Genomic DNA, 20,182 nt, shown 5'->3' with positions numbered 1-20,182 from the left:
ATGGGGTTCGTGTATTTAGTGTATTTCGTGGTCTTTCAATCCCAGACCTGACAAGGTGAACCCATGAAATTCAGACCCTGCATAGACCTGCATAACGGTAAAGTGAAACAGATCGTCGGCGGCTCGCTGACCGATAACGCGGAACCGGAAACCAATTTTGTCTCCGAAAAACCGCCGGCGTGGTATGCCGAACTTTACAAAAAGGACGGACTCGCCGGCGGCCACGTAATCAAGCTGGGCAAAGGCAATGTCGATGCGGCCAAAGAAGCGCTGGCCGCGTGGCCCGGCGGCCTGCAGATCGGCGGCGGTATTGCCGTTGACAATGCCGAACTCTGGATCAACGACGGAGCTTCACACGTCATTGTCACCTCCTACCTGTTTCAGAATGGGCAGCTTGATCCAGGACGGCTCGACCAGCTGATCGATGCCGTCGGCTCCGACAAACTGGTGATTGATCTGAGCTGCCGAAAAAAAGATGGGAATTACTATGTGGTCACCGACCGCTGGCAGACCTTCACCGACTTCATCGTCAATGAACACTCCCTGAAAACCCTGGGCAGACAATGCGCAGAATTCCTGATCCACGGAGTGGATGTCGAAGGCAAACAGCAGGGCATGGATGAAGAGCTGGTCAAACTGCTGTCCGATCACTGCCCCATTCCCTGCACCTATGCCGGCGGCGTACGGAACTTCCAGGATCTCGAAAAACTGAACATAGCGGGACAGGGCCGCATCGACGTCACCATCGGCTCCGCTCTCGACATCTTCGGCGGCGAAATGTCCTATGACGAAGTCGTCAAGTTCTGCAAATAAGCTTCCGCCTCAGCTGAAAACTCGCTCGGCGCCCAGCGGGCGAATTCCTTGTCGGTTTCGGGATCGTAGGGACCGGGTTTCACTTCGAACAGCACAGTGTCGGGTTCCACGGCCAGAAAGCTGTGCCAGATGCCGCCCTCAATATCGACGCCGAACACCGAAGAACCGGCGCGAACTTCCAGGGATTGGACAATTTCGCCGCAGTCATCAAACCTCAGAAACTGAATCGCCCCCTGCAGCACGATAATGCTTTCGGCGCGGTCGGCAGTGTGACGGTGCGGACGGATGTAGGTGCCGGGCTGCACGGCATTAAGCATCCTTTGCAGCAAAGCCGCGTCCCCTTTATGCAACGGCAGAATCATCCGCTTCCGCGCACTGCTGCGTGAACCGTCCAGCACCTGCCGAATCAGGCCGGATGAAATCCCGAACACCGGTTCTCCGGGTGAACGCAACGCTGTTTGAAGGTTTGATTTTTTGAACATAGGAAATAAAAAAAGCCGCCCGAAAGCGGCTCTGTTATCCGAACCCCGGAAGGTTTAGAAGTCGTAGGACAGACCGGCAAGGACCGTGGTGTCGTTGTGTTCCGCAACACCGGCATCCGGAAGGTTGTCATACTCATCGCGCACTTCAATAAACATGGAGAGCGTTTCGTAGACCTGACTGCGCAGGCCGGTAACCAGCAGACCGTTGTTGTCGGTATCCACCTCTTCCATATTGGCGTTGTATTCCAGGTTCAGGTAGTAAGAAGACCGTTCCGTCATCTTCCACAGGTAGTTCAGTGCCGCACGGTATTCTCCGGAGGTATCTTCGCTGGTTCTTGTACGCTCGTAGACGTAATTGAGGCCGAAGGTTGCATCCAGCTTCATTTCATCGGTATCGATGAAGTAATAACCGATGGACGGACCCAGCTTGCCCCGGAAGCGGATGTTTTTAATGGCATCGTGCAGACCGACCAAATACGCGCCGGCGAAGAATTTGGAGTCGCCGAATTTATGCCGGTATTCGGACTGGCCGCGGACCTGACCTTCGGTCTGTGCTTTGGGCGTGCCCGGTGTTCCGGTCTTGCCGTATTCCGCATAGAGCGAATTGATGAGGTCGAAATCTTCGCTGAAGCGATCCCCTTTAAGGTTCATGGTAAACAGCGATTTCTTCGTATTCCCTTCGCGATAGGTGGCCCCCAGCGACACGTTCCGTTCCCATTGTACGGCGGATTCGCCTTCGACTACCGCTTCATCCTGCGCGAAACCAGCCATCGGCGCCGCAATCAGTGTAGCAAGAACAACTCCCTGAATAGACTTCATAATTACACCTCTCCTTAACGTGTGGTTTAGGTATGTGAATATAAAATAAGTATTTCTATTCTGCAACCTTTAAAGAAGATGCTGTGAACTCCAGAAAACTGCGCTCTTTTAAAATGATTTCCCGGAACCGAGCAGATATTCCATACGTCGACCACTTTGCAATTTTTCATCCTGTGCCCACGAGGCATCAGCAAATTCAGCCAGTTTGAATTCCACCCCTTTGGCATCCTGTAACAAAACCACCGTATTCAGCATCAGATTGACCTCAACCGGATCTTCGGTTTCCCGCAGCGCCTGCATGATCACCGGCACCGGATCGCCGCCCCCCGTCAGCCCCAGAAATTCCGCAGCACGGACCCGTACAAGACCCTCTGGATCAGATGCCGCCAACGCCACGGCTTTTTCAGTACATTCCAGCGCCTGAGTCCCAAAGGAACTGCAAACCACCAGCCCCCAGTACCGCTTCCAGGGATTGGAGGATTCCAGCGCCGCACGCAGCGACTCCCGGATTTCAGGAAACGGCCGCAGACTCAGATCCGCAATATCAACCAGCTCGGCAATTTCCTGCAGATGCTCCTGCCCGTACTGCACGGGGTTGCCGGAACCTTCTTTCAGAAACTGCGATTCGGGAATAAAGCTGAGATCCGGCATGGATTTCACCTGCCCCTGCAGCAGGCTGCGCAGTTCAGCCAGTTTACTGTGATATTTCGGATCGCCGGCAAGATTGTACAATTCATCCGGATCTTTGCTCAAATCATACAGACATTCCGCCGGCCGCGGCTCAAAGAACCGGCTCTGGAGCGGATTCAGTTCTCCGGCCAGATACAATTCCCGCCACTCTTTATAGGCCAGCATTTTATAGCGATAGAAATTATACAGACCATCAAAATTGAAGGGTTGATAATTGCGCATATATTTAAAATCGCCTTTGCGCACCGTGCGGACCAGATCATATTTTTCGTCAAAGCGATCGGCATAACCGAACGCCGTATCCCGCGCATTCAGCTCAGCAAGCGTCACCCCTTCCCCAAGAAACGGACGCCCGTCAATCTCCTCCGGAATCTTTACCCCGGCCAGATTCAGCACCGTCGCGGAAAGATCAACAAACTGCACAAATCCGCCGATACGGCTGCCGCGCGCGGCCGGAACCAGATGCGTCCAGTTTTTCGGCACATAAACGACCATCGGCACATGCAGTCCATTATTGTAAACATAGCCCTTGCCCCGCGGCAGCACACCGCCGTGGTCGCCATAATAGAAAATAAAGGTATCATCCAGCAGCCCGTCGTCCTCCAGCATCTGAATAAATCCCCCCATCTGCTCATCCAGTTTCCTATGGTTGTCGAGATAGCGGGCATACGTGTAACGGAATGTTTCCGTGTCGGGATGATACGGATACAGCTTTACCTGCGCCGGATCCGTTTCGGTTTTCTGCGTCAGATCTTTGAAATGAAGCTGTCCTTCATGAGTGATGTAATAGTTCTGCACATGAAAAAAAGGCTGCCCGGCAGCACGCTTACGGTAGCTCGCCTTGCCGGACGACTCATCCCAGACGCCCTTCTTCTCGGATGGAAGAAAGTTATAATCCTCTTTCGCGTTGTTTGAGGTGTAATAACCGGCCTGCCGCAGATACCACGGGAACATCTTCAGATTTTCCGGCATCGGCACCGGCTTTTCGTTGCGGTGATACTGCACCCCCAGGCGCGGAGCATAACAGCCGGAAATAATGGTACTGCGAGCCACCGAACAAACCGGAGCGCAGGAAAAGGCCTGATTAAACACCAGTCCGTGTCTCGCCAGCTTTTCCACATTCGGCATCGGTGCGCCGTTGGGATTATAGAGCCGGAGCCAATCGGCCGAATTATCTTCGCTTACAAGCCACACCATATTCGGGCGCTCCGCCTTCCCGAAAACCGATATCACCGCCATAACTGCAGCCACTGCAAGAACCCGCTTCATGATCTCTCTCCTTCAAATCCCTAATTTTCACTATGCCTTAAAACACCGGATATGATACATACATCCGCTCCTGTTTGAGTCGCAATCAAACAAAAGAATTGATTTTATATTAACCAGGGAGCCACACATGAGCAATTATACGTATACTCCGACGTTCCAGCACAGCGGCGACAACACGCCCTACCGCCTGATTACCAAAGACGGCGTCCGTACCGAAACCTTCAACGGAAAAGAAGTTCTTATCGTAGAGCCGGAAGCCCTCGAGCAGCTTTCCTACGAAGCCTTCTGCGATGTATCCTTCTACCTCCGCCCCGGCCACATGAAGCAGGTCGCCGCCATTCTCGATGATCCGGAAGCCAGCGAAAACGACATCTTCGTTGCCCGCTCCTTCCTCGAAAACTCAATTATTGCCGCGCACGGCGAACTGCCGACCTGCCAGGATACCGGCACCTCCATCGTTACCGGCACCAAAGGCGGCTATGTCTGGACCGATTTTGACGAAAAAGAAGCCCTCTCCAAAGGCGTCTTCAAAGCCTACCAGGAACGCAACCTGCGCTATTCGCAGATCGCCCCCCTCTCCATGTTTACCGAAAAGAACACCGGCAACAACCTGCCTGCACAGATCGACCTCTATGCCGGGAAAGGTGCCGAATACAATCTCACCTTCATCGCCAAAGGCGGCGGATCGGCCAACAAATCCTACCTCTACCAGAAAACCAAATCACTGCTGAACGAAGAGACGCTGACCGAATTCCTGAAAGCCGAGCTCTTCACCGTCGGCACCGCCGCGTGCCCGCCCTACCACTTTGCCGTGGTCATCGGCGGCACCTCCGCCGAAGCCACCATGAAATACGTCAAAATGGCCTCCATCGGCGCCCTCGACGACCTGCCCACCTCCGGCGATGAAACCGGCCGCGCCTACCGCGACCTCGAATGGGAGGAAAAAGTACTCAAAATGGCACAGGACTCCAAAATCGGTGCCCAGTTCGGCGGAAAATATTTCTGCCACGACGTCCGCGTCATCCGCCTGCCCCGCCACGCCGCCAGCTGCCCCGTCGGCCTCGGCGTCTCCTGCTCGGCCGACCGCAACATCAAAGCCAAAATCACCAAAGACGGCGTCTTTCTTGAACAGCTCGAATACGATCCCGCCATGTATGCCCCGGAAAATATCGGCAAACAAGCCGACACCGCACCGGTCATCGACCTCAACCGCCCGATGGAAGAAATTCTCAAAGAACTTTCAACCTATCCGGTCCTCACCCGCCTGCGCCTCAACGGCACCCTGATTGTGGCACGCGACATCGCCCACGCCAAAATCAAGGAAAAGCTCGATGCCGGCGAACCGATGCCCGAATACTTTAAAAACCACCCGGTCTACTACGCCGGCCCGGCCAAAACCCCCGAAGGAAAACCCTCCGGCTCCTTCGGCCCCACCACCGCGCAGCGCATGGACCCCTATGTCACAGAATTCCAGTCGAAGGGCGGCTCCATGGTCATGCTCGCCAAAGGCAACCGCGCACAGGAAGTCACCGACAGCTGCCAGGAGCACGGCGGCTTCTACCTCGGCTCCGTCGGCGGCCCCGCCGCCCTCCTCGCCGAAAAGAACATCAAAAAAGTCGAAATCGTCGATATGGAAGAGCTCGGCATGGAAGCCGTCCGAAAAATCGAAGTCGAAGACTTCCCGGCCATCATCCTCGTCGACGACAAAGGCAACAACTTCTTCGCCGATATCCTGAAAGGGAAATAAGAATTCACAATAAAGGGCTGGTGTATTTCAACACCGGCCCTTTATCTTCGGTCTCCCGATATCCTCGATGCCGGCGAGTTCAAAGACATGAACAACGTCACCGCCGCCGAATCCCTGATGGAAACCCTCGTGCACAAAGCAAAAATGTTCGGCGAAGCCTTCAAATCCATGCACTATAAGCAGGACTGACCGGTTCCACAGCACATTTCAAAAGGCGTTTCCAACCATTGGAAACGCCTTTTCAGTATCGCGGAATAACGCTCAATGCTCCGGAGCTATCGAAACAATGCATAAAGTGAGAGAATGCACCAACCTCCTTCATCCCATCAGCGGATAAACGAGGGAAAAGGCTTGTCCGTAGGCTCAAGGGATTCTGCCCGATCCTCTCCCGTTTCGAAAAACTCGAGGCTATGTTCTGAATGAAATTCCCCGATGAGGCACATAGTGCCCCAAGCGTTTCCAGCACTGCTGTTAATACAATTAATGAAGTCCGTATCATTACCCGGCACAACCCAAAGGTCAGTCCTGAACGGCCCCTTTTCCCAATGCTATCGTTGAAATTGTAACAACGACCTTCATACATTATGCGCCAGGATTTATTATACTAACCGCCGCCTCCAAACATCTCACGAAGGGCAGAAATTGCGACAGGAAGTTCTTTGAGTTTTTCGGAATCCGTTCCAATCGAAACAGGATCTGATGTCTGGTACCGCTCACCGTTGCTCTGATCTCAAATATTCAACTTGCCCGTCGGCACTCATATATACACGAATGCTATGGAACGGATTAATGAAATCATATTTAGGCATCTTCGGTCCGTACTCATATATTACACGGCCATCAGACAGTGTATTCACCGTACCATGCTCAATAGCATCAAGCACCTGCTCAAAGGCAATATTGCCCTCATTCATCAAATCCTGCACTCGCCCGGAAAATAAAATTCCTTCAACATATTTTGGCTCAGACGGCTTAAAATCATTCAATTGTTTATACTCGACGGCATCTGATAGCTTAATATCACTCATGGGCTCAGGAAAACCCTTCGGGGCAACTCCGTTAATAAAGATTTGCCACAATCGTATTTCAAGCTTATCACCCTCAGAAAGGCTGATAATTAATCCCTCTCCATTAGAATATATCCGTGAAAAACTTCTCCGTTGTGCAACCCAGGTCCGTGCGTCTTTGAGACTGCTAAAGTGTTGCAGCCCCTCCTCATAAAAAAACGCTTTTGGGCGGAATATGTTTGAAGATTTACGAGCATAAACCCCAAAGCTTCCAAACCACCTTGACGTTCGCCCTTTAACGGAAAAGACGTGCGCATCTTTACCCATCACAACCCTTCGTCTCCCCGTACTGGGACAGAAGATTTCGATATCATCCAGCAAGCTGTTTCCATGCAACGAAACCTTCATTTCAGGACGCAATATCGTTTCTCGCTCCCCAGATTGAACTCCATCGCCGCGAGAGCACCCTTCACACAATCCTACAGCAAGAATTAGCGCTAATACCCAAAACTTTCCACAAACAAAACAATTCAACTTACACCTCTTTTGATTGTGCTACGGCTCAACAATACCGTTCTCATGAAGCCATGGTATTATTTCCCCGAATAGCCATATATAGAAATCATATCCAGCCTTGCTCAAACAATCTGACATTTACCTATCGCAATCCACCGTACAATCCCTCAATGCCTGTTGAGGATAATTCTTAATGCAACGATCATGCGCTACAGCACAAGCATCCCGAGAGTCTACCGGTTCATTGTAATCTGGACCGTCTGGATTCGGATAAGGATCCGGTCCTGATTCCGGCCTATTTTTCCCCATTGCACCAACCTTTCCCCCACCAATTGCCGTGACTACCCGACGGCGGAGTGGGTGGTGGATCGGAGGGTCCTACAGGCCCAGCAGGACCAGACACAGGATTTCCATAGCTTTGCCCCAAAGTATCAATCTTATTCGCGACATCGTTCGCCGACATTCCCTGCAGATTAATACCTCCCAATTCTCCAACTGGGTCACGGCTGATCCATCGCCCCTGCTCCGCCCGATAAAAGGCAAGAGAGTTATTCGTTGAAATGATGAAAAAAAGATAAAAATACAGCATTTCATTGCGGCTCCTTATTTCCCTTCCGCTGAACGGAGCCATATAAGTTCAGAATTAAGCCATTCGGATTATTTTTTAAGAAATACAGGATATAATTACTGTCATGATCACGAAGGCATTCTGTAACACATTTTATTCGATCAAACTCGACATTCTCGCCAATCCACAGTTCAACAAGGCAACCTTGATTCCGTTCTGCCCATTCCCTCATAATCTTGTTCGAATCTTCGCCCAAAGCTAAAGGGTCGTCATGTCTATAAACCTTAGCATTATCAATCCAACTGGAATCCCAAACAAAGTCATTGATCTCAACCCGGCAATGTCCAAGTTCAGCAAATGTGTTGAGTACTTTTCTAACATTCCGCCAGCGCAACGCTTCCGCAGGTGCATCCCGTAAAGAGACCTGAATAGAAAGCTCATGTTGTTCGCTCTCAGAAGCTCCGCATGCCTTGACGTTAAATAAAACCAAAGAACTCAGCACAATCCCGCAATATACTGTAAGTTTGACTTTCATATATTCATTCAACCTCGGTCATACACCCGTAGAACTCTATCAGCAGGATCTACAACAACGCGAATACTATGACCGCTGGCTCCGTTTCGAAGATCATAAATATAGCCTCCCTCGAAGGGAGATTTCTCCCCATACAGTAGAGCCCTTTCCACATCCTCTCTGGAAATTCGCTTAAACTCCTTTAACATATCCAAGGCACGTCCAGAATACTTTACACCGTTGAGCATAGCCGGTTTGCTTGGTCGATATTCTCCGACCGTCGGCTCTCTTAAATTGCTGCCTTCTTTATAATACACCTGAAGCTTTTCGTCAGAGGCTCCCGGCAAATCTTCCGGTTTTCTCCCGTTTATATATACCTGCCATACATCGATGTTGATTTGCCTTCTAGATCCGGTTTCCTTATATCCCACTGCCAATCCATCACTGGTATAAACCAGCCCGATGCCGTTTGTTCCATTCCATCCAAGAGTCAGCCAGGAAATCGCCTCATCAGCCGAATAAAAATGCTGTTGCCCTTCTGAAAACACCGCCCGATCAATGCCCCGAGAACCCTTCCAGGCAGAAGAGCCAGACAGTCCCATTCTTCCATAATACCTAACTGTGTCCGGGGTTAATTTAACTACGTTGGTATAGCCATCCAATATATATGAACGTGTTAACGGATCTATGCTTTCTATCGTCAAACTCCTATTTTCATTAAGATTGAGAACCATTCCTTGTGAGATCGCAAGTTCAACGTCACCTACTGAACAGGAAGCACAAACGCTGAGGAGCAACATAATTATTGTGACGGAAAAAAGTGCTGGTAAGTAAATGCGTAATTGTGCGTTCATACCTTAGGTTTCCCTTATTCCCTAAAAAGGCCGTCCCAGAATGCGAGGGCGACGCGGACTTCCTTCATTAGGAGTAACCCGATTCGTGGACGTGAATGCCGCAGATGGGCCGCCATAATTTTCATACCATTGTATCATTCCCAAAATATCAACCGATGAAACAATCGAATTATCTCCGAAAGAATAAATATCGTCCTCCCCTTGCTCCTCAATAGGATCCCGGTTCAACCAGCACCCTTGTTCAGCTTGATAGCAGGCATGGCTGGGGCATGTGAATAACAGAAACAAAACCAATTTATACAAGATACTTTTCATGCCAATAGACTCCTTCTACAAACGACTTTCTTTTAACGCTTCTTCATAGTCGGATTCGCGAAAAAACGGCCATACATCAAAATCTCCGCACTGCTTGAATTTTTCATATTCCAGCCTCCACTTTTCCCCTGATCGACACAGCTTTGACAAAAAAGTTGGGAAAAACGTAAAGTTGAAAAAAGGCCACTCATACTCGTATACCAAAGACAAAAAAAGAATAGAGCGTTCCATAAACTGAACGACATCCGAACTAAAGTTTGATCGGGTTAATTGGGTTTCAGGGAAATCATCATAATAGGCATCAAACGCATCCAACAAAGCAGAGATCGCAGGATCCCCACTTTCAGGCCAGGAATCCTGCAAATCATAATTGCTGATGCCTTCGCCTAATATTTTCTCAAGAAGGCTTCGCGCTTTTAATCTGCCCTGAATATCAATCATGGGCAGACCTTCTGACATACCAGCATGCAACTATCATAACAGGCGAATATCTTGATGGTATGTGTTCGCATTCTTTATTCATGTTCACTCAAGTTCCCGTCATTCAACAGCCCAGCGTGTAACTGTCTGATGGATCTTTATTATGGAATTATCCCCGTTTTCTTCTGTTCCTTCTTCCATTCCTCCCAAGACTGCTTTCTCTGATGAGGAATACCATGTACCGGAGATTGAACTACTGGAGGAACTCGCACGTTGATCTTCTCATATTCCGGGACCTTCATGTGTAAGACCGACTCGCTTTGGATCCGTGTAAGCACTTTGCCAGTCGACCTTCGCGGCGCGAATTTCCGGAAATCAACCTTTGGAGCTTTGATCCTTGCGTATATACCCGTTTGCACTTCAATTAAACTTCCTGAACGGTCAATTTCAAAACTATAAGACATCGACGTTTTAGGAAAAAGCTCTGCACTGAACAATAAGGGGATCTCTGCACAAGCATATTCCTTTTGTCTATTATGCATGTACAATACCGGATACACATCCCGAACACTTATTTGATCTGGCAGTATTGTTCCCGAGGGAATCCCTGGAAACCATATTATAGACTCGCCGGTATTAACAAAAACAACTGATCCAACGATCTTCTCCTCTGTTACCTTGAAGATTTCAACATGAACCTTCAAACCCGACACTACAGAACCACAATCAGCCCCCTCAGGGATCGTTGAAAAAACTTGCGTTACCCCGGAAAAGAACAAAATTAAACTAATCACCCTCATCTTCACAACAACACCTCATCTCCTGAGCCTGTTGATCCCAATCATCGGCATCTGCCTGTTGCGGTAAATACACCAACGGTAAGGCCCCTGGCATTTCAGACCATCCCGCACCGGAACACGAACTTGTCATGGCATGAAGGTCGCCCCCGTTTCCAACATCCCATGGATCCTCAGAATTATTATTGCCATCCCCATAAAATAAACTTTCTCATTATTCACACCTCTCCAAAATAACAGTCAATGACTTGTGCCACACCTTTCCCCCTCTGCCTCATTATTCAGTTCGGAATGAAAAGCCTTCAACACGGCACATGCCATATCTTCAGTTCTCCACGTTCCATCTTCCCGAAACTTTTGGCGTAACACGGAATCATCATCCAGCCAGTTTTCATAAATCCATAACGCCAGCCATTTATGATAAGTTAACAAAAATCCATTAGGACATGCCCGGATTTCCTGTTTAGCCTTGCTGCTAACTATACGGTCCAATTCATCCACAGCTTGATTTATATTATCTACCGTAAGGGACTCAGAGGCACCGGTTCTCAGAGTTATCACCTGCTGGTAGTCCTGAGGCTTTAAACAGTTGTTACTGAAATAGAAAATGCATGGTAGCGCCACGATGACGAACTTACTGATTGTAATCCATCGAGTACGGCATTTCTGTTCTGTGCCGGAATATTTTACTGCTCTAATTGCAACCACTGATGAAAGGCAGGCGAACAGAATTCCAGAGAAAACCAGTGTAAACAAAAGAATCAACACTACATGTGCGCTCAGCCCTGATCGGTAGGCAACATGCTCCACTAGATTAATTCCATGGCCTGGAATCGGGTAATAATGCTGCGCAGGGCTAAATAACGGATAGTTTGGAACGAAGTTTCTAAAAACCCCTTCCGGCAGAGTAAATAACAGAATGATCAGCAGACTCCTCTGCAACATGACAATAGAGCTTCGGCAGGATGAACATAAAACATGAACCAACAGAAATCCTGCAATAATGAACATTAGGGCCGGAGGGAAAAATATGAGAAAATTATACAGCACATCACCCTCCCGTTTTTTGACCGGATTCTTTACGCAATATTGTTCTTACACACAAATACTGCCCGCCAGCACACAGGATAACGCTTGTTATAAACAGATAAAAAGCAACGCTCTCCAAAGTCGGAAGCGCATTATTGCTCGGAGAGACTTCTCTGAACACATATTGTCCCACGCTCGAAGAACGGTTACTACCCCATGATGGATTGTAATAGCCGTAAAATTGCCCTTCAGTCTCCCTATCCTGATAATCACGCATTACTGGCTCAGGAATCAACAGGGCCGTTGCCCAGATAGAAGCAACCAAAAGACTTCCAGCAATAGAAACATTCGAGAGCACAAAGAGTGCTGTAGTCGAACGGGATTTACCGATGCCGCCCCTCAAGGCTAGCACCGCACCGAGAGCCGCCAACATTACTGTTAATATAATTAATGTAGTCAGTGTCATTCCATCTACAAAATTATTTTACACGGTTTGGAAAAAACGCCGTCATCTTTTTCCAAAACTAAATCGTCTCTGATCTCATTGCTGCGTCTAAAAACGAACTTAGCCGGGACTTTGGGCGGAGGGTGCTTAGACAAATAGTCACTTTTGACGTTCTCCGGCGAAGAAATATAGCTGCGACATCCTACTAATAAAAGAGAGATCAAAACAGCTTGGGTCACCTTAGCGGTTGCGCCTATAACACTCATCACTTCGACTCCTTGTAATCTTCACAACAAACCTCATCGCAACCAAGCAGTTTATCCACCGATTCAACCTTAGCGAATACTGAAAACACAACCAAAGATAACGCTTATATTAAAGATATATTTATCACCTCTTAAACGAGACAAAAATCTTTCTCTTCAGGAAGAGAAATATTTTACACATTTTAAACGCATCCTGAAACAACAGGATAAACCATCATTTTCTGCCGAACCGGAACCTTTCCATCTCAGGAAGGTTGTGGTAGATAGAGGTGTTGATTTTCACAAATGGAGTTTATGAACATACGGACCACAGCCCTGATTCTGACTGCCGCCCTCGGCACGGGCGGAGTATGGCTGTGGCGTACCGGAAGTCCTTCGGTGGAAATACCGGAAAAAACGGAAGTTGTTCATTCCACGCCCGTTCCCCCGCCTGTTGCGGAGCGACTGATCGTTCCGGAGAAAACCGTAGAAATCAAACAGGCCCCGCAGGCTGTTCCGGTCGTTCGCTCTGCACCGCCGAAACCACAGATGCAGCTGTCGGCAAAAAACGGAAAGAAGGCGACACCGACGTCCTCCTCGAATCTCGCCCGGTACTGGGAAATGCAGGAGGAACGTTTTAACCGGTTGTTGGATCAACTTGCTCAAACGACCGATCCCCGAAAACGCCAGGCCCTGTTGAATGCCCTGGCCCAGCATGTCCGAGTGGATACCCTGCAGACACTCGACTGGATTGCCACGCTGAAATCGGCCGAAGAGCAGCGCATCGCCCTCGAAGCAGTAAATAAATATGCACTCACGGGTATTGGTGCACGCATCGAAGTGGATTCATCCGGTCTGCCGAAAATCCGCGAAACCACGATTCTGAGTGCCGTTGAATCCAGCGGTATGGTGGCGGCCGGTGACTATATTTCGGGCATGGTGAAGCCCGACGGAACAGTCCTCAATTTTCAGGATATGCCGATTCAGCAGATTGTACAGAACCTGCGCGGCGAACCCGGAAGCAATATCATCCTGAATGTCCAACGGCAGTCGCAGGGCGGACGTATTATTTTTTCCGTTCCCGTCACCCGTTCCATGATTGTGATGCAGCCGTTTTATAACTGACCGCGTCAAACCTGCCGCTTCCGCTCTTCCAATGTCTGGAAAGCGTGATAGATTCGGTTCATGAAAAAGACGCCGAAACTCGAAACCGCTATATGGATCATGTTCATTACGGTGATCGTCCTCTACACCATCGGAGCCCGCATGATTTTCACCGGCGTACAGCGCTATGCCAACGAAGCCCAGGCGATATACGGCGGCGATCACGTCGGGGCACTCATTGCGCTCGTCGAAGACGAAAACGCCTCCTTTGAAAAGCGGAACAGCGCCATCTGGGCTCTGGGCCAGATCGGCAGCGAACGCGCACTGCCGGCGCTGCACAAACAGGATACGGATGAACTGCAGGAACCGCCCTACGACTCCACAGCCACCATCATCCAATACGGCGTTGAAAAATCCATCAGGCAGATCAATCGGTTTTCGGTCACGCGCTGGATGTACCGCCTTCTTTAATCGTGGCATAGGCCGCCAGCGCATCGGCCCGCGATTTTTTCAGATCCGCAATCGGGAGCGGATAATCGGAGCCCATCACAACGCCGGCCTCCCGCAGAATATTCTCCGGTGCCTCCCAGGGACTGAACAGATATTTATCCGGGAGCCGGGAAATTTCCGGAATATAGCTACGGATATAGGCTCCATCCGAATCGAATTTACGCCCCTGCGTCACCGCGTTGAAAATACGGAAATAAGGTGCGGCATCCGCCCCGCTCCCCGCCACCCACTGCCAGCTGGCGGTATTGTTCGCCAGATCGGCATCCACCAGTGTATCCCGAAACCAACGCTCACCCTCCTTCCAGTGAATCAGCAGATTCTTCACCAGAAACGACGCCGCCACCATTCGGACCCGATTGTGCATATAACCGGTCTGCCACAGTTCCCGCATGCCCGCATCCACGATCGGAATTCCGGTTTTCCCCTGTTGCCAGGCCTGCAGCTTTTTTTCATCCGGATCCCACGGAAAAACATCAAATTTCGGATTCAGGTTCCGCTTCGTAATGTATGGAAAATGGAAAAGCAAATGGTTTGAAAACTCCCGCCAGCCCAGCTCAGAACAAAAATGCCCGACATCGTCGTCCGCCGTACGGTTCCGCACCGCGTACCAGATCTGATTCGGTGAAATTTCACCGAAATGAAGGTGGGGGGAAAGACGCGATACATTCTTGCGGGCCGGAAAATCGCGTCCCTCTTTATATCCCTTCAACCCCAACGCCAAAAACGATTCCAACCGCTGGAACGCACCGGTTTCGCCCGGTTTCCAATGATCGTAAAATGCTGCATCCCATCCCTGCTTCGGCAATAAATCCAACTCCTTCAGTTCAACTGATTCCGGGTCCCGGCCGTACCGCCCCTTCGGCTCCGGCAACGGTCTGCGCGGCGGCATCGCTCCGAGACATCCCCGTTTAAAAAACGGGGTGAACACCTTATAAGGCGTGCCATCCTGCTTCGAAACCTCTTCCGGAGCCCAAAGCAGCGATCCGTTAAATACCGCAACTTCGATCCCTTCCTTTTCCAGAAGATCCGTCACAGCACGGTCAAGCTCAACCCGCCACGGTTCATAACACCCATTCCAGGTGACTCCGGAAATGTCATATTTCCGCACCAGCTGATGAATAATTTCAGCCGAATCCCCGGCATATATATTCAACGCTCCGCCCAACGATTTATTTAATGATTCCAACGAATGATGAAGCCACCATTCCGACGCCGCCCCCAACTGCTCATCCCTGCCGTTCTCCGTATCGTGAATATACACCGGAAAAACTGCTCCGCTTTCACAGGCGGACACCCACGCCGGGTTGTCTGCCACTCTCAAATCCTGCCGAAACCAGTGTATTGTTTTTTTCATAAAGCCTGTTCGCTGTTATCCCCGGAAGATTACATCCCATTGCATTATTTTATCCAGCCGCCCTGGATGCTACGGTCCGGACCATACCCCATGACGCTGCTTTTAACCATGCTCGCCCTGCTCGCATTTGCGGCCAACTCCATCCTTTGCCGGCTGGCGCTGGCCGCCGACACAATTGATCCCGTCTCCTTCACTCTGCTTCGCCTGCTCAGCGGGATGCTGATTCTGCTTCCGATCGCTTCCGCAACCCGCGAACCCGCTCCTTCCAAAGGCTGGAAAAACGCGGTCCTTTCCGGCTCCGCCCTTTTCATCTATGCCCTCGCCTTTTCACTCGGCTACGTCACGATCGCCTCCGGCATAGGCACCCTGATTCTAGTCGGAGCCGTCCAGTTTTCCATGTTTGCCTGGGCGGTCATTCAAAAGGATCCGATTTCCAGAAGCAAATGGATCGGGGCCGGAATCTCCTTCGCCGGTTTAATCGTTCTCGTTTCACCGGGCCTCACGGCCCCCGATCTAAAAGGCGCCACGTTGATGTCCGCCGCCGGCATCGCCTGGGGACTCTATTCCATTCGCGGCCGCGGAGCCCGGTCCCCCGTTCTGATGACCGCCCGGAACTTCACCTGCGCGGTTCCAATCATTGGAATAACCGCCGCGCTGTTTTTCCAATCGTTGGAAATTTCGCCGCGCGGAGCAATCATCGCTGTTTTGTCGGGATCACTCACTTCCGGACTGGCTTATGTCATCTGGTACCGGGCACTGCGGCATCTTTCCACCGTCACCGCCTCGATGGTGCAGCTGCTGATTCCGGTCCTCGCCGCGGCCGGCGGGGTTGTTTTTCTGGATGAACCGCTAACCGCCCGCCTGCTCATTTCATCGGCACTGATTCTCGGAGGAGTCGGCCTGGGAAGCCTCAAACAATCCGGCCGGATTTAATGAAACCGACCGGCTGCGATGCGGAAACCGGATCAATGAAATTTTCTATATTCGGCAGCACATACGGCAGATCTGTAGCGCTGACCCCAAACCAGCGGGCGATTTCCGCAAAGAAAACATCCACCGAGGTACTCGGCAGTATGCGCCCGCCTTTCCCCACATCGTCGGCACCGTCGATGGCGAGACTCGGAAACGTGCCGTAAACTTTTCCACCCGCGACCGGCTCACCCATCACCATGGCATTTCCGCCCCAGGCGTGGTCACTGCCGCGCCCGTTGGAACGCAGTGTTCGCCCGAAATCGGAAGAGGTAAACGTCACCACATCCTGCGCCAGACCGAGCTCCTCCAGAGCCAGCTGAAACTGATAAAGCCCTTCCGAAAGATCCGTCAGCATCCCCGCCTGCGTATTGAGCAGCTCCCCGTGATGATCCCATCCGCCGAAATTGATAAAGATGGAATTCCGGCGCAACCCGAGATCGGCGCGGATTTTTATGGTAATGGCGGCGGCGCGTAGATTTTTACCGAAATAGGTATCCGGAAAAGAAGCATCGGTCAGCAGGCCGTCAAATCCCGGCTCAACGACATCCCAATGCACCTTAAAAGCCTGCTGCGCTTCAATACTCTCTTTTGTATGCCGGGAAAAGCTGTCGCGCATCAGATGCCGGTTCTGCAGCTCGACCAGACTCATCAGCCCTTCATTTTTCAGATGGTGTTCCTGCGTCCAGTCCCATTCGCTTTCGAACAGCAGAGCCCCATTGCGGGTGATCGCCATCTGTTTTGTGGAATCGCCGATCTGATAGATATTATTTCCGGCCAGCGAAATACTCATGGCCGTCGCCCCCGTGTTGGCGGCACTGTGCAGCACATCGGCCATTCGCCCGCCCCACCCGCGCAGTTCGGCCATCCCCTGCGGCACCGAGGTCTGCCACTGTTCAATCTGGTCGATATGCGAAAACAGGGATTTCGGCAGTACCACGCTGGCCGACAGATAATCCGACAGCGTCGTCGGTTCCACCAGCGTGCCGACATTTGTAATAAAAGCCAGCCGCGGCGTTCCCGGGAAGTCACCCGCTCCGTTAAACAGGTCGGCCAGTCCTGCACAACTCGGATGCAGTGCATACAGATTGCCGTCATTGCCGCTGATTTGCGTCAAGGGATGCAAAGAAGCATCATTCGGTAAAGCCAGCGAACTCCGTGACGCGGCATATTCCGCATAGCCGCTGTCGCGCCGCAACAGCAGATTAAAGGTATCGCATCCACCGGCCAGCAGTACATTCACCACCGTTTTACGGTCATTACCCGGCAGCAGAGCATCCGCCGCCGCATTGCCGGCCAGTTTCAGGTTGATCAGCGAGGACATCAGCGTCGCGGTTCCGATCCCGGCACAGCTGACTTCACCCAGCACACGTCGTCTTGTAAAGGTTCTGCTCATGATTCCACCTCTTATTTCAGGGTTGCGCCTTCCGGACTCATCAGGGCGAAATAGACTGCCAAGCGGATGCGTTCAATCTGCTCGCTGTTTTCATCCAGCCGGGAAACCAGCCCGATAATCAGCTCCCGGGTATCGGCCGACATATCACCGCCGCAGAACAGCAGTGCCGCACGATCAACCAATGCCGGTACATCCATAACCAGCGGAAGGAAGGCTGACCAGTCCGGCGGATAGTGATAATTACTGCCGTTTTTAAACCCGTTGTTCATCTGGTTCCACAGCCGGTTCGGAAAGGAGATCGCGGAATAGCTGTCCGTAATACCGAAAGCCGGCGAATCAAATCCGCCCTCCGCCAGCGGTCCGGGCAGCCGGTAATCCGGCCGGTAAAAATTAAACACCGACGGCGCATACATGGGTTCCTGCAGGGAATCCTGGGCAAACTGACCCCAGTCCCACCATTTCAAATGTTCAAAACGCCCGAGATGCTGCACCCGCGCCAGATGCATCGCACGGATGACCGGCTCCCGTAGTTGCCCGAATTGCACGCGGGCCAGGAATTCCACCGGCGTGCGGGCCTCGGGATCCAGCAGAATGGCGCGCACCACGGCACCGAGATCACCGCGAACCCCCGAACCGTTATCATCAAACACCGCCGAAATCCGGGCCACATATTCCCGCGAAGGATTAGAGGTCACCAGAAACTGAATGAGCTGCCGGCCGATAAACGGCCCTACATTCGGATGGTTGAAAATATGATCCAGTGCGTCTTCGATATCCTGCAGTCCATTGGCCGTACTCGGGACCCGGGCCGGGATCACGTAACCGTTGAGCAGCGTCTTTTCTCCGAAATCATGATAATCCGGAAACATGGCCATCGGCGGATAGAGCTTTGAATCCCATATGCCCTCACTGTCCCAGGCATAGCCCGCCCATTTCAGACCGGTGAACACCCGGGCCAGCTCTGTGATCTCCTCATTTCCATAGGTTGGAACGGGTTCGCCGAACTCATCCAGCACCCGTGTTCCGTCAGGATTCAGCTCCCACAGACCGATCGAAAACAGCTGCATGATTTCCCGCGCGAAATTTTCATCAGGATAGCGGTTGGTGGAAACATCGGCTTTCTGATTGCCGAGGTGACTGAGATAAATCCCCATACAGGCGTGGAACGTCACGTCGTGCAGTATGTCCCGGTAATTTCCAAATGCATGCTCAATAAACAGATCATAGTAATCCGCAATCGGACCCGGCTTATTCGCAAAATTGGCATCCGCCCGCGAAACAACCAGAATCTGACTCAGCGCAAAGGCCACCCGCTGGCGCAGCTGATCATCCGCCTGTATCGCGCCGCGGGCCCAGGTGGTCATGAAATTATTCCCGAAAACAAAGGTATAAGGACTGATGGAATAGGCGTATCCCTGAATATCCGGATTGGGAAAACCGGCAAAGAGATCCGCATCAATTTCATCGATGTAAGGTCGGGTATAATACGGCGGCAACGCCATCTGCTCATCAATCCACGGCTCGATCCCCACCGCCTGCAGATTCGTGATATCTGCATAGGTCGGCCCGAACGTGGCCTGCATCAGAAACCGGGCCGCCTGCGCTTCGGTCGGGCTATTTGTAACCGGCACATCGGTGTAGATCTGATTAAACGCCGCCAGATCTCCGGAGGCCAGCACCGACGCACTGTTGGTCGGACTGAAACCGAGCTTCTCCTCCATCCAGTCCGGCACCCCGTCGGTATCCAGATCAAGATCTGTATTCTTCACCCGGAAAAACCGGTTGGAAGGGCCCGGCGGAAATTCAGCATAGAGCACGTCGTTGCTGTTGACACTTCCGCTCCCTTCAAAAGACCAGACCGTGCTGTTCAGCGATTCGGCCGATTCAAGTTCACTGCTCCGATGCGGAAGCTGCGGCCATTCAATGCGGATCCCCGCAGGCGGCTGATTGGAGACCGACAGTTTCAAAACGCTGGCCGCATCCAGCGCATAGGTTCCCGCACGGCTTTCATCCAGGTTCGATACCCCGTCGCCGTCATCATCGGCATCGGGCTGCAGATCAAATCCGCCGCCATACAACGCTTCCCAGATATCCGGCAGACCGTTTCCATCCGAATCCATTTCGGCTGGCGGAGCTGCCTGCACCGCCCACGCGATGCACACTGCCGAACAAAAAAACCCGGCTGCGCCGGCTCGCAGATTAACAGACCGTTTCATCCCGTTCCCTCCCTTCCTCGGCCCCGCAAAGCAGGCCGCAAATGACTGAGAACGTTATCAACTATATCTTATTTTCGCAATCGATTTCTTTGCAACACCCTGG

At 51.5% G+C, this 20,182-nt stretch carries 18 protein-coding genes; 5 read left to right on the top strand and 13 right to left on the bottom strand.

Going from position 1 to position 20,182, the window contains the following annotated elements; all coding sequences use genetic code 11:
* Positions 1–63: 63 nt before the first annotated feature.
* Entirely contained in the window at positions 64–813 is a 750-nt protein-coding gene (gene hisA / locus P9H32_RS11375) for a phosphoribosylformimino-5-aminoimidazole carboxamide ribotide isomerase (protein ID WP_322609016.1), read from the top strand.
* Here the strand turns inward: hisA and P9H32_RS11370 are convergent.
* The 3 genes from P9H32_RS11370 to P9H32_RS11360 form a co-directional block, all read right to left on the bottom strand.
* Positions 783–1,244 carry a WbuC family cupin fold metalloprotein gene (locus P9H32_RS11370; RefSeq protein ID WP_322609015.1) on the bottom strand — a complete coding sequence of 154 codons (462 nt, stop codon included), beginning with the start codon at positions 1,242–1,244 and terminating at the stop codon, positions 783–785. The two genes, hisA and P9H32_RS11370, sit on opposite strands and share 31 nt — an antisense overlap.
* A 105-nt stretch (positions 1,245–1,349) precedes the next feature.
* Positions 1,350–2,114: a DUF481 domain-containing protein gene (locus P9H32_RS11365; protein ID WP_322609014.1), complete on the bottom strand. Its 765-nt coding sequence runs from the start codon at positions 2,112–2,114 to the stop codon at positions 1,350–1,352.
* A gap of 108 nt (positions 2,115–2,222) precedes the next feature.
* Positions 2,223–4,073, bottom strand: coding sequence for a sulfatase-like hydrolase/transferase (locus tag P9H32_RS11360; protein WP_322609013.1), 1,851 nt, complete (start codon positions 4,071–4,073; stop codon positions 2,223–2,225).
* A 127-nt stretch (positions 4,074–4,200) separates the two neighbouring features.
* Here P9H32_RS11360 and P9H32_RS11355 point away from each other — a divergent pair, with 127 nt between their 5' ends.
* Positions 4,201–5,820, top strand: coding sequence for a fumarate hydratase (locus tag P9H32_RS11355; RefSeq protein ID WP_322609012.1), 1,620 nt, complete (start codon positions 4,201–4,203; stop codon positions 5,818–5,820).
* A gap of 713 nt (positions 5,821–6,533) precedes the next feature.
* On the opposite strand, the gene P9H32_RS11350 is transcribed toward P9H32_RS11355, so the two are convergent.
* From P9H32_RS11350 to P9H32_RS11320, 7 genes are all read right to left on the bottom strand, one after another.
* Positions 6,534–7,157, bottom strand: coding sequence for a hypothetical protein (locus P9H32_RS11350; protein ID WP_322609011.1), 624 nt, complete (start codon positions 7,155–7,157; stop codon positions 6,534–6,536).
* Between the two features lie 776 nt (positions 7,158–7,933).
* On the bottom strand, positions 7,934–8,446 hold the full coding sequence (locus P9H32_RS11345; protein WP_322609010.1) for a hypothetical protein: 513 nt from the start codon (positions 8,444–8,446) through the stop codon (positions 7,934–7,936).
* An 8-nt stretch (positions 8,447–8,454) separates the two neighbouring features.
* Positions 8,455–9,279, bottom strand: coding sequence for a DUF4258 domain-containing protein (locus tag P9H32_RS11340; RefSeq protein WP_322609009.1), 825 nt, complete (start codon positions 9,277–9,279; stop codon positions 8,455–8,457).
* 330 nt (positions 9,280–9,609) lie between these two features.
* Positions 9,610–10,035, bottom strand: coding sequence for a hypothetical protein (locus tag P9H32_RS11335; RefSeq protein ID WP_322609008.1), 426 nt, complete (start codon positions 10,033–10,035; stop codon positions 9,610–9,612).
* Positions 10,036–10,175: 140 nt separating this feature from the next.
* The gene (locus tag P9H32_RS11330; protein ID WP_322609007.1) at positions 10,176–10,820 is read right to left on the bottom strand and encodes a hypothetical protein; all 645 of its coding nucleotides are present in this window, start codon (positions 10,818–10,820) and stop codon (positions 10,176–10,178) included.
* 231 nt (positions 10,821–11,051) lie between these two features.
* Positions 11,052–11,861 (bottom strand): DUF6794 domain-containing protein, encoded by an 810-nt coding sequence (locus P9H32_RS11325; RefSeq protein WP_322609006.1) that lies wholly within the window; start codon positions 11,859–11,861, stop codon positions 11,052–11,054.
* Between the two features lies 1 nt (position 11,862).
* Positions 11,863–12,306 (bottom strand): hypothetical protein, encoded by a 444-nt coding sequence (locus P9H32_RS11320; protein ID WP_322609005.1) that lies wholly within the window; start codon positions 12,304–12,306, stop codon positions 11,863–11,865.
* Between the two features lie 539 nt (positions 12,307–12,845).
* Here P9H32_RS11320 and P9H32_RS11315 point away from each other — a divergent pair.
* Positions 12,846–13,655 (top strand): hypothetical protein, encoded by an 810-nt coding sequence (locus P9H32_RS11315; protein ID WP_322609004.1) that lies wholly within the window; start codon positions 12,846–12,848, stop codon positions 13,653–13,655.
* Positions 13,656–13,715: 60 nt separating this feature from the next.
* A complete protein-coding gene (locus P9H32_RS11310) occupies positions 13,716–14,105 on the top strand; it encodes a HEAT repeat domain-containing protein (RefSeq protein WP_322609003.1) in 390 nt (129 codons plus the stop codon).
* Here P9H32_RS11310 and P9H32_RS11305 read toward each other — a convergent pair.
* On the bottom strand, positions 14,077–15,498 hold the full coding sequence (locus tag P9H32_RS11305; RefSeq protein ID WP_322609002.1) for a cryptochrome/photolyase family protein: 1,422 nt from the start codon (positions 15,496–15,498) through the stop codon (positions 14,077–14,079). The two genes, P9H32_RS11310 and P9H32_RS11305, sit on opposite strands and share 29 nt — an antisense overlap.
* 90 nt (positions 15,499–15,588) lie before the next feature.
* Here P9H32_RS11305 and P9H32_RS11300 point away from each other — a divergent pair, with 90 nt between their 5' ends.
* Complete coding sequence (locus tag P9H32_RS11300; protein ID WP_322609001.1) at positions 15,589–16,431, top strand: DMT family transporter; 843 nt, start codon at positions 15,589–15,591, stop codon at positions 16,429–16,431.
* On the opposite strand, the gene P9H32_RS11295 is transcribed toward P9H32_RS11300, so the two are convergent.
* On the bottom strand, positions 16,409–17,863 hold the full coding sequence (locus tag P9H32_RS11295; RefSeq protein WP_322609000.1) for a DUF1501 domain-containing protein: 1,455 nt from the start codon (positions 17,861–17,863) through the stop codon (positions 16,409–16,411). The two genes, P9H32_RS11300 and P9H32_RS11295, sit on opposite strands and share 23 nt — an antisense overlap.
* Positions 17,864–17,874: 11 nt before the next feature.
* Positions 17,875–20,079, bottom strand: a complete 2,205-nt coding sequence (locus P9H32_RS11290) for a DUF1800 domain-containing protein (protein ID WP_322608999.1) — start codon at positions 20,077–20,079, stop codon at positions 17,875–17,877.
* Positions 20,080–20,182: the final 103 nt, after the last annotated feature.

This window comes from Pontiella agarivorans (genome assembly GCF_034531395.1).
In the GTDB taxonomy this organism is placed as follows: domain Bacteria; phylum Verrucomicrobiota; class Kiritimatiellia; order Kiritimatiellales; family Pontiellaceae; genus Pontiella; species Pontiella agarivorans.
Note: the sequence above shows the minus strand (reverse complement) of the source record. Positions and strands in the feature narration are given on the sequence as shown.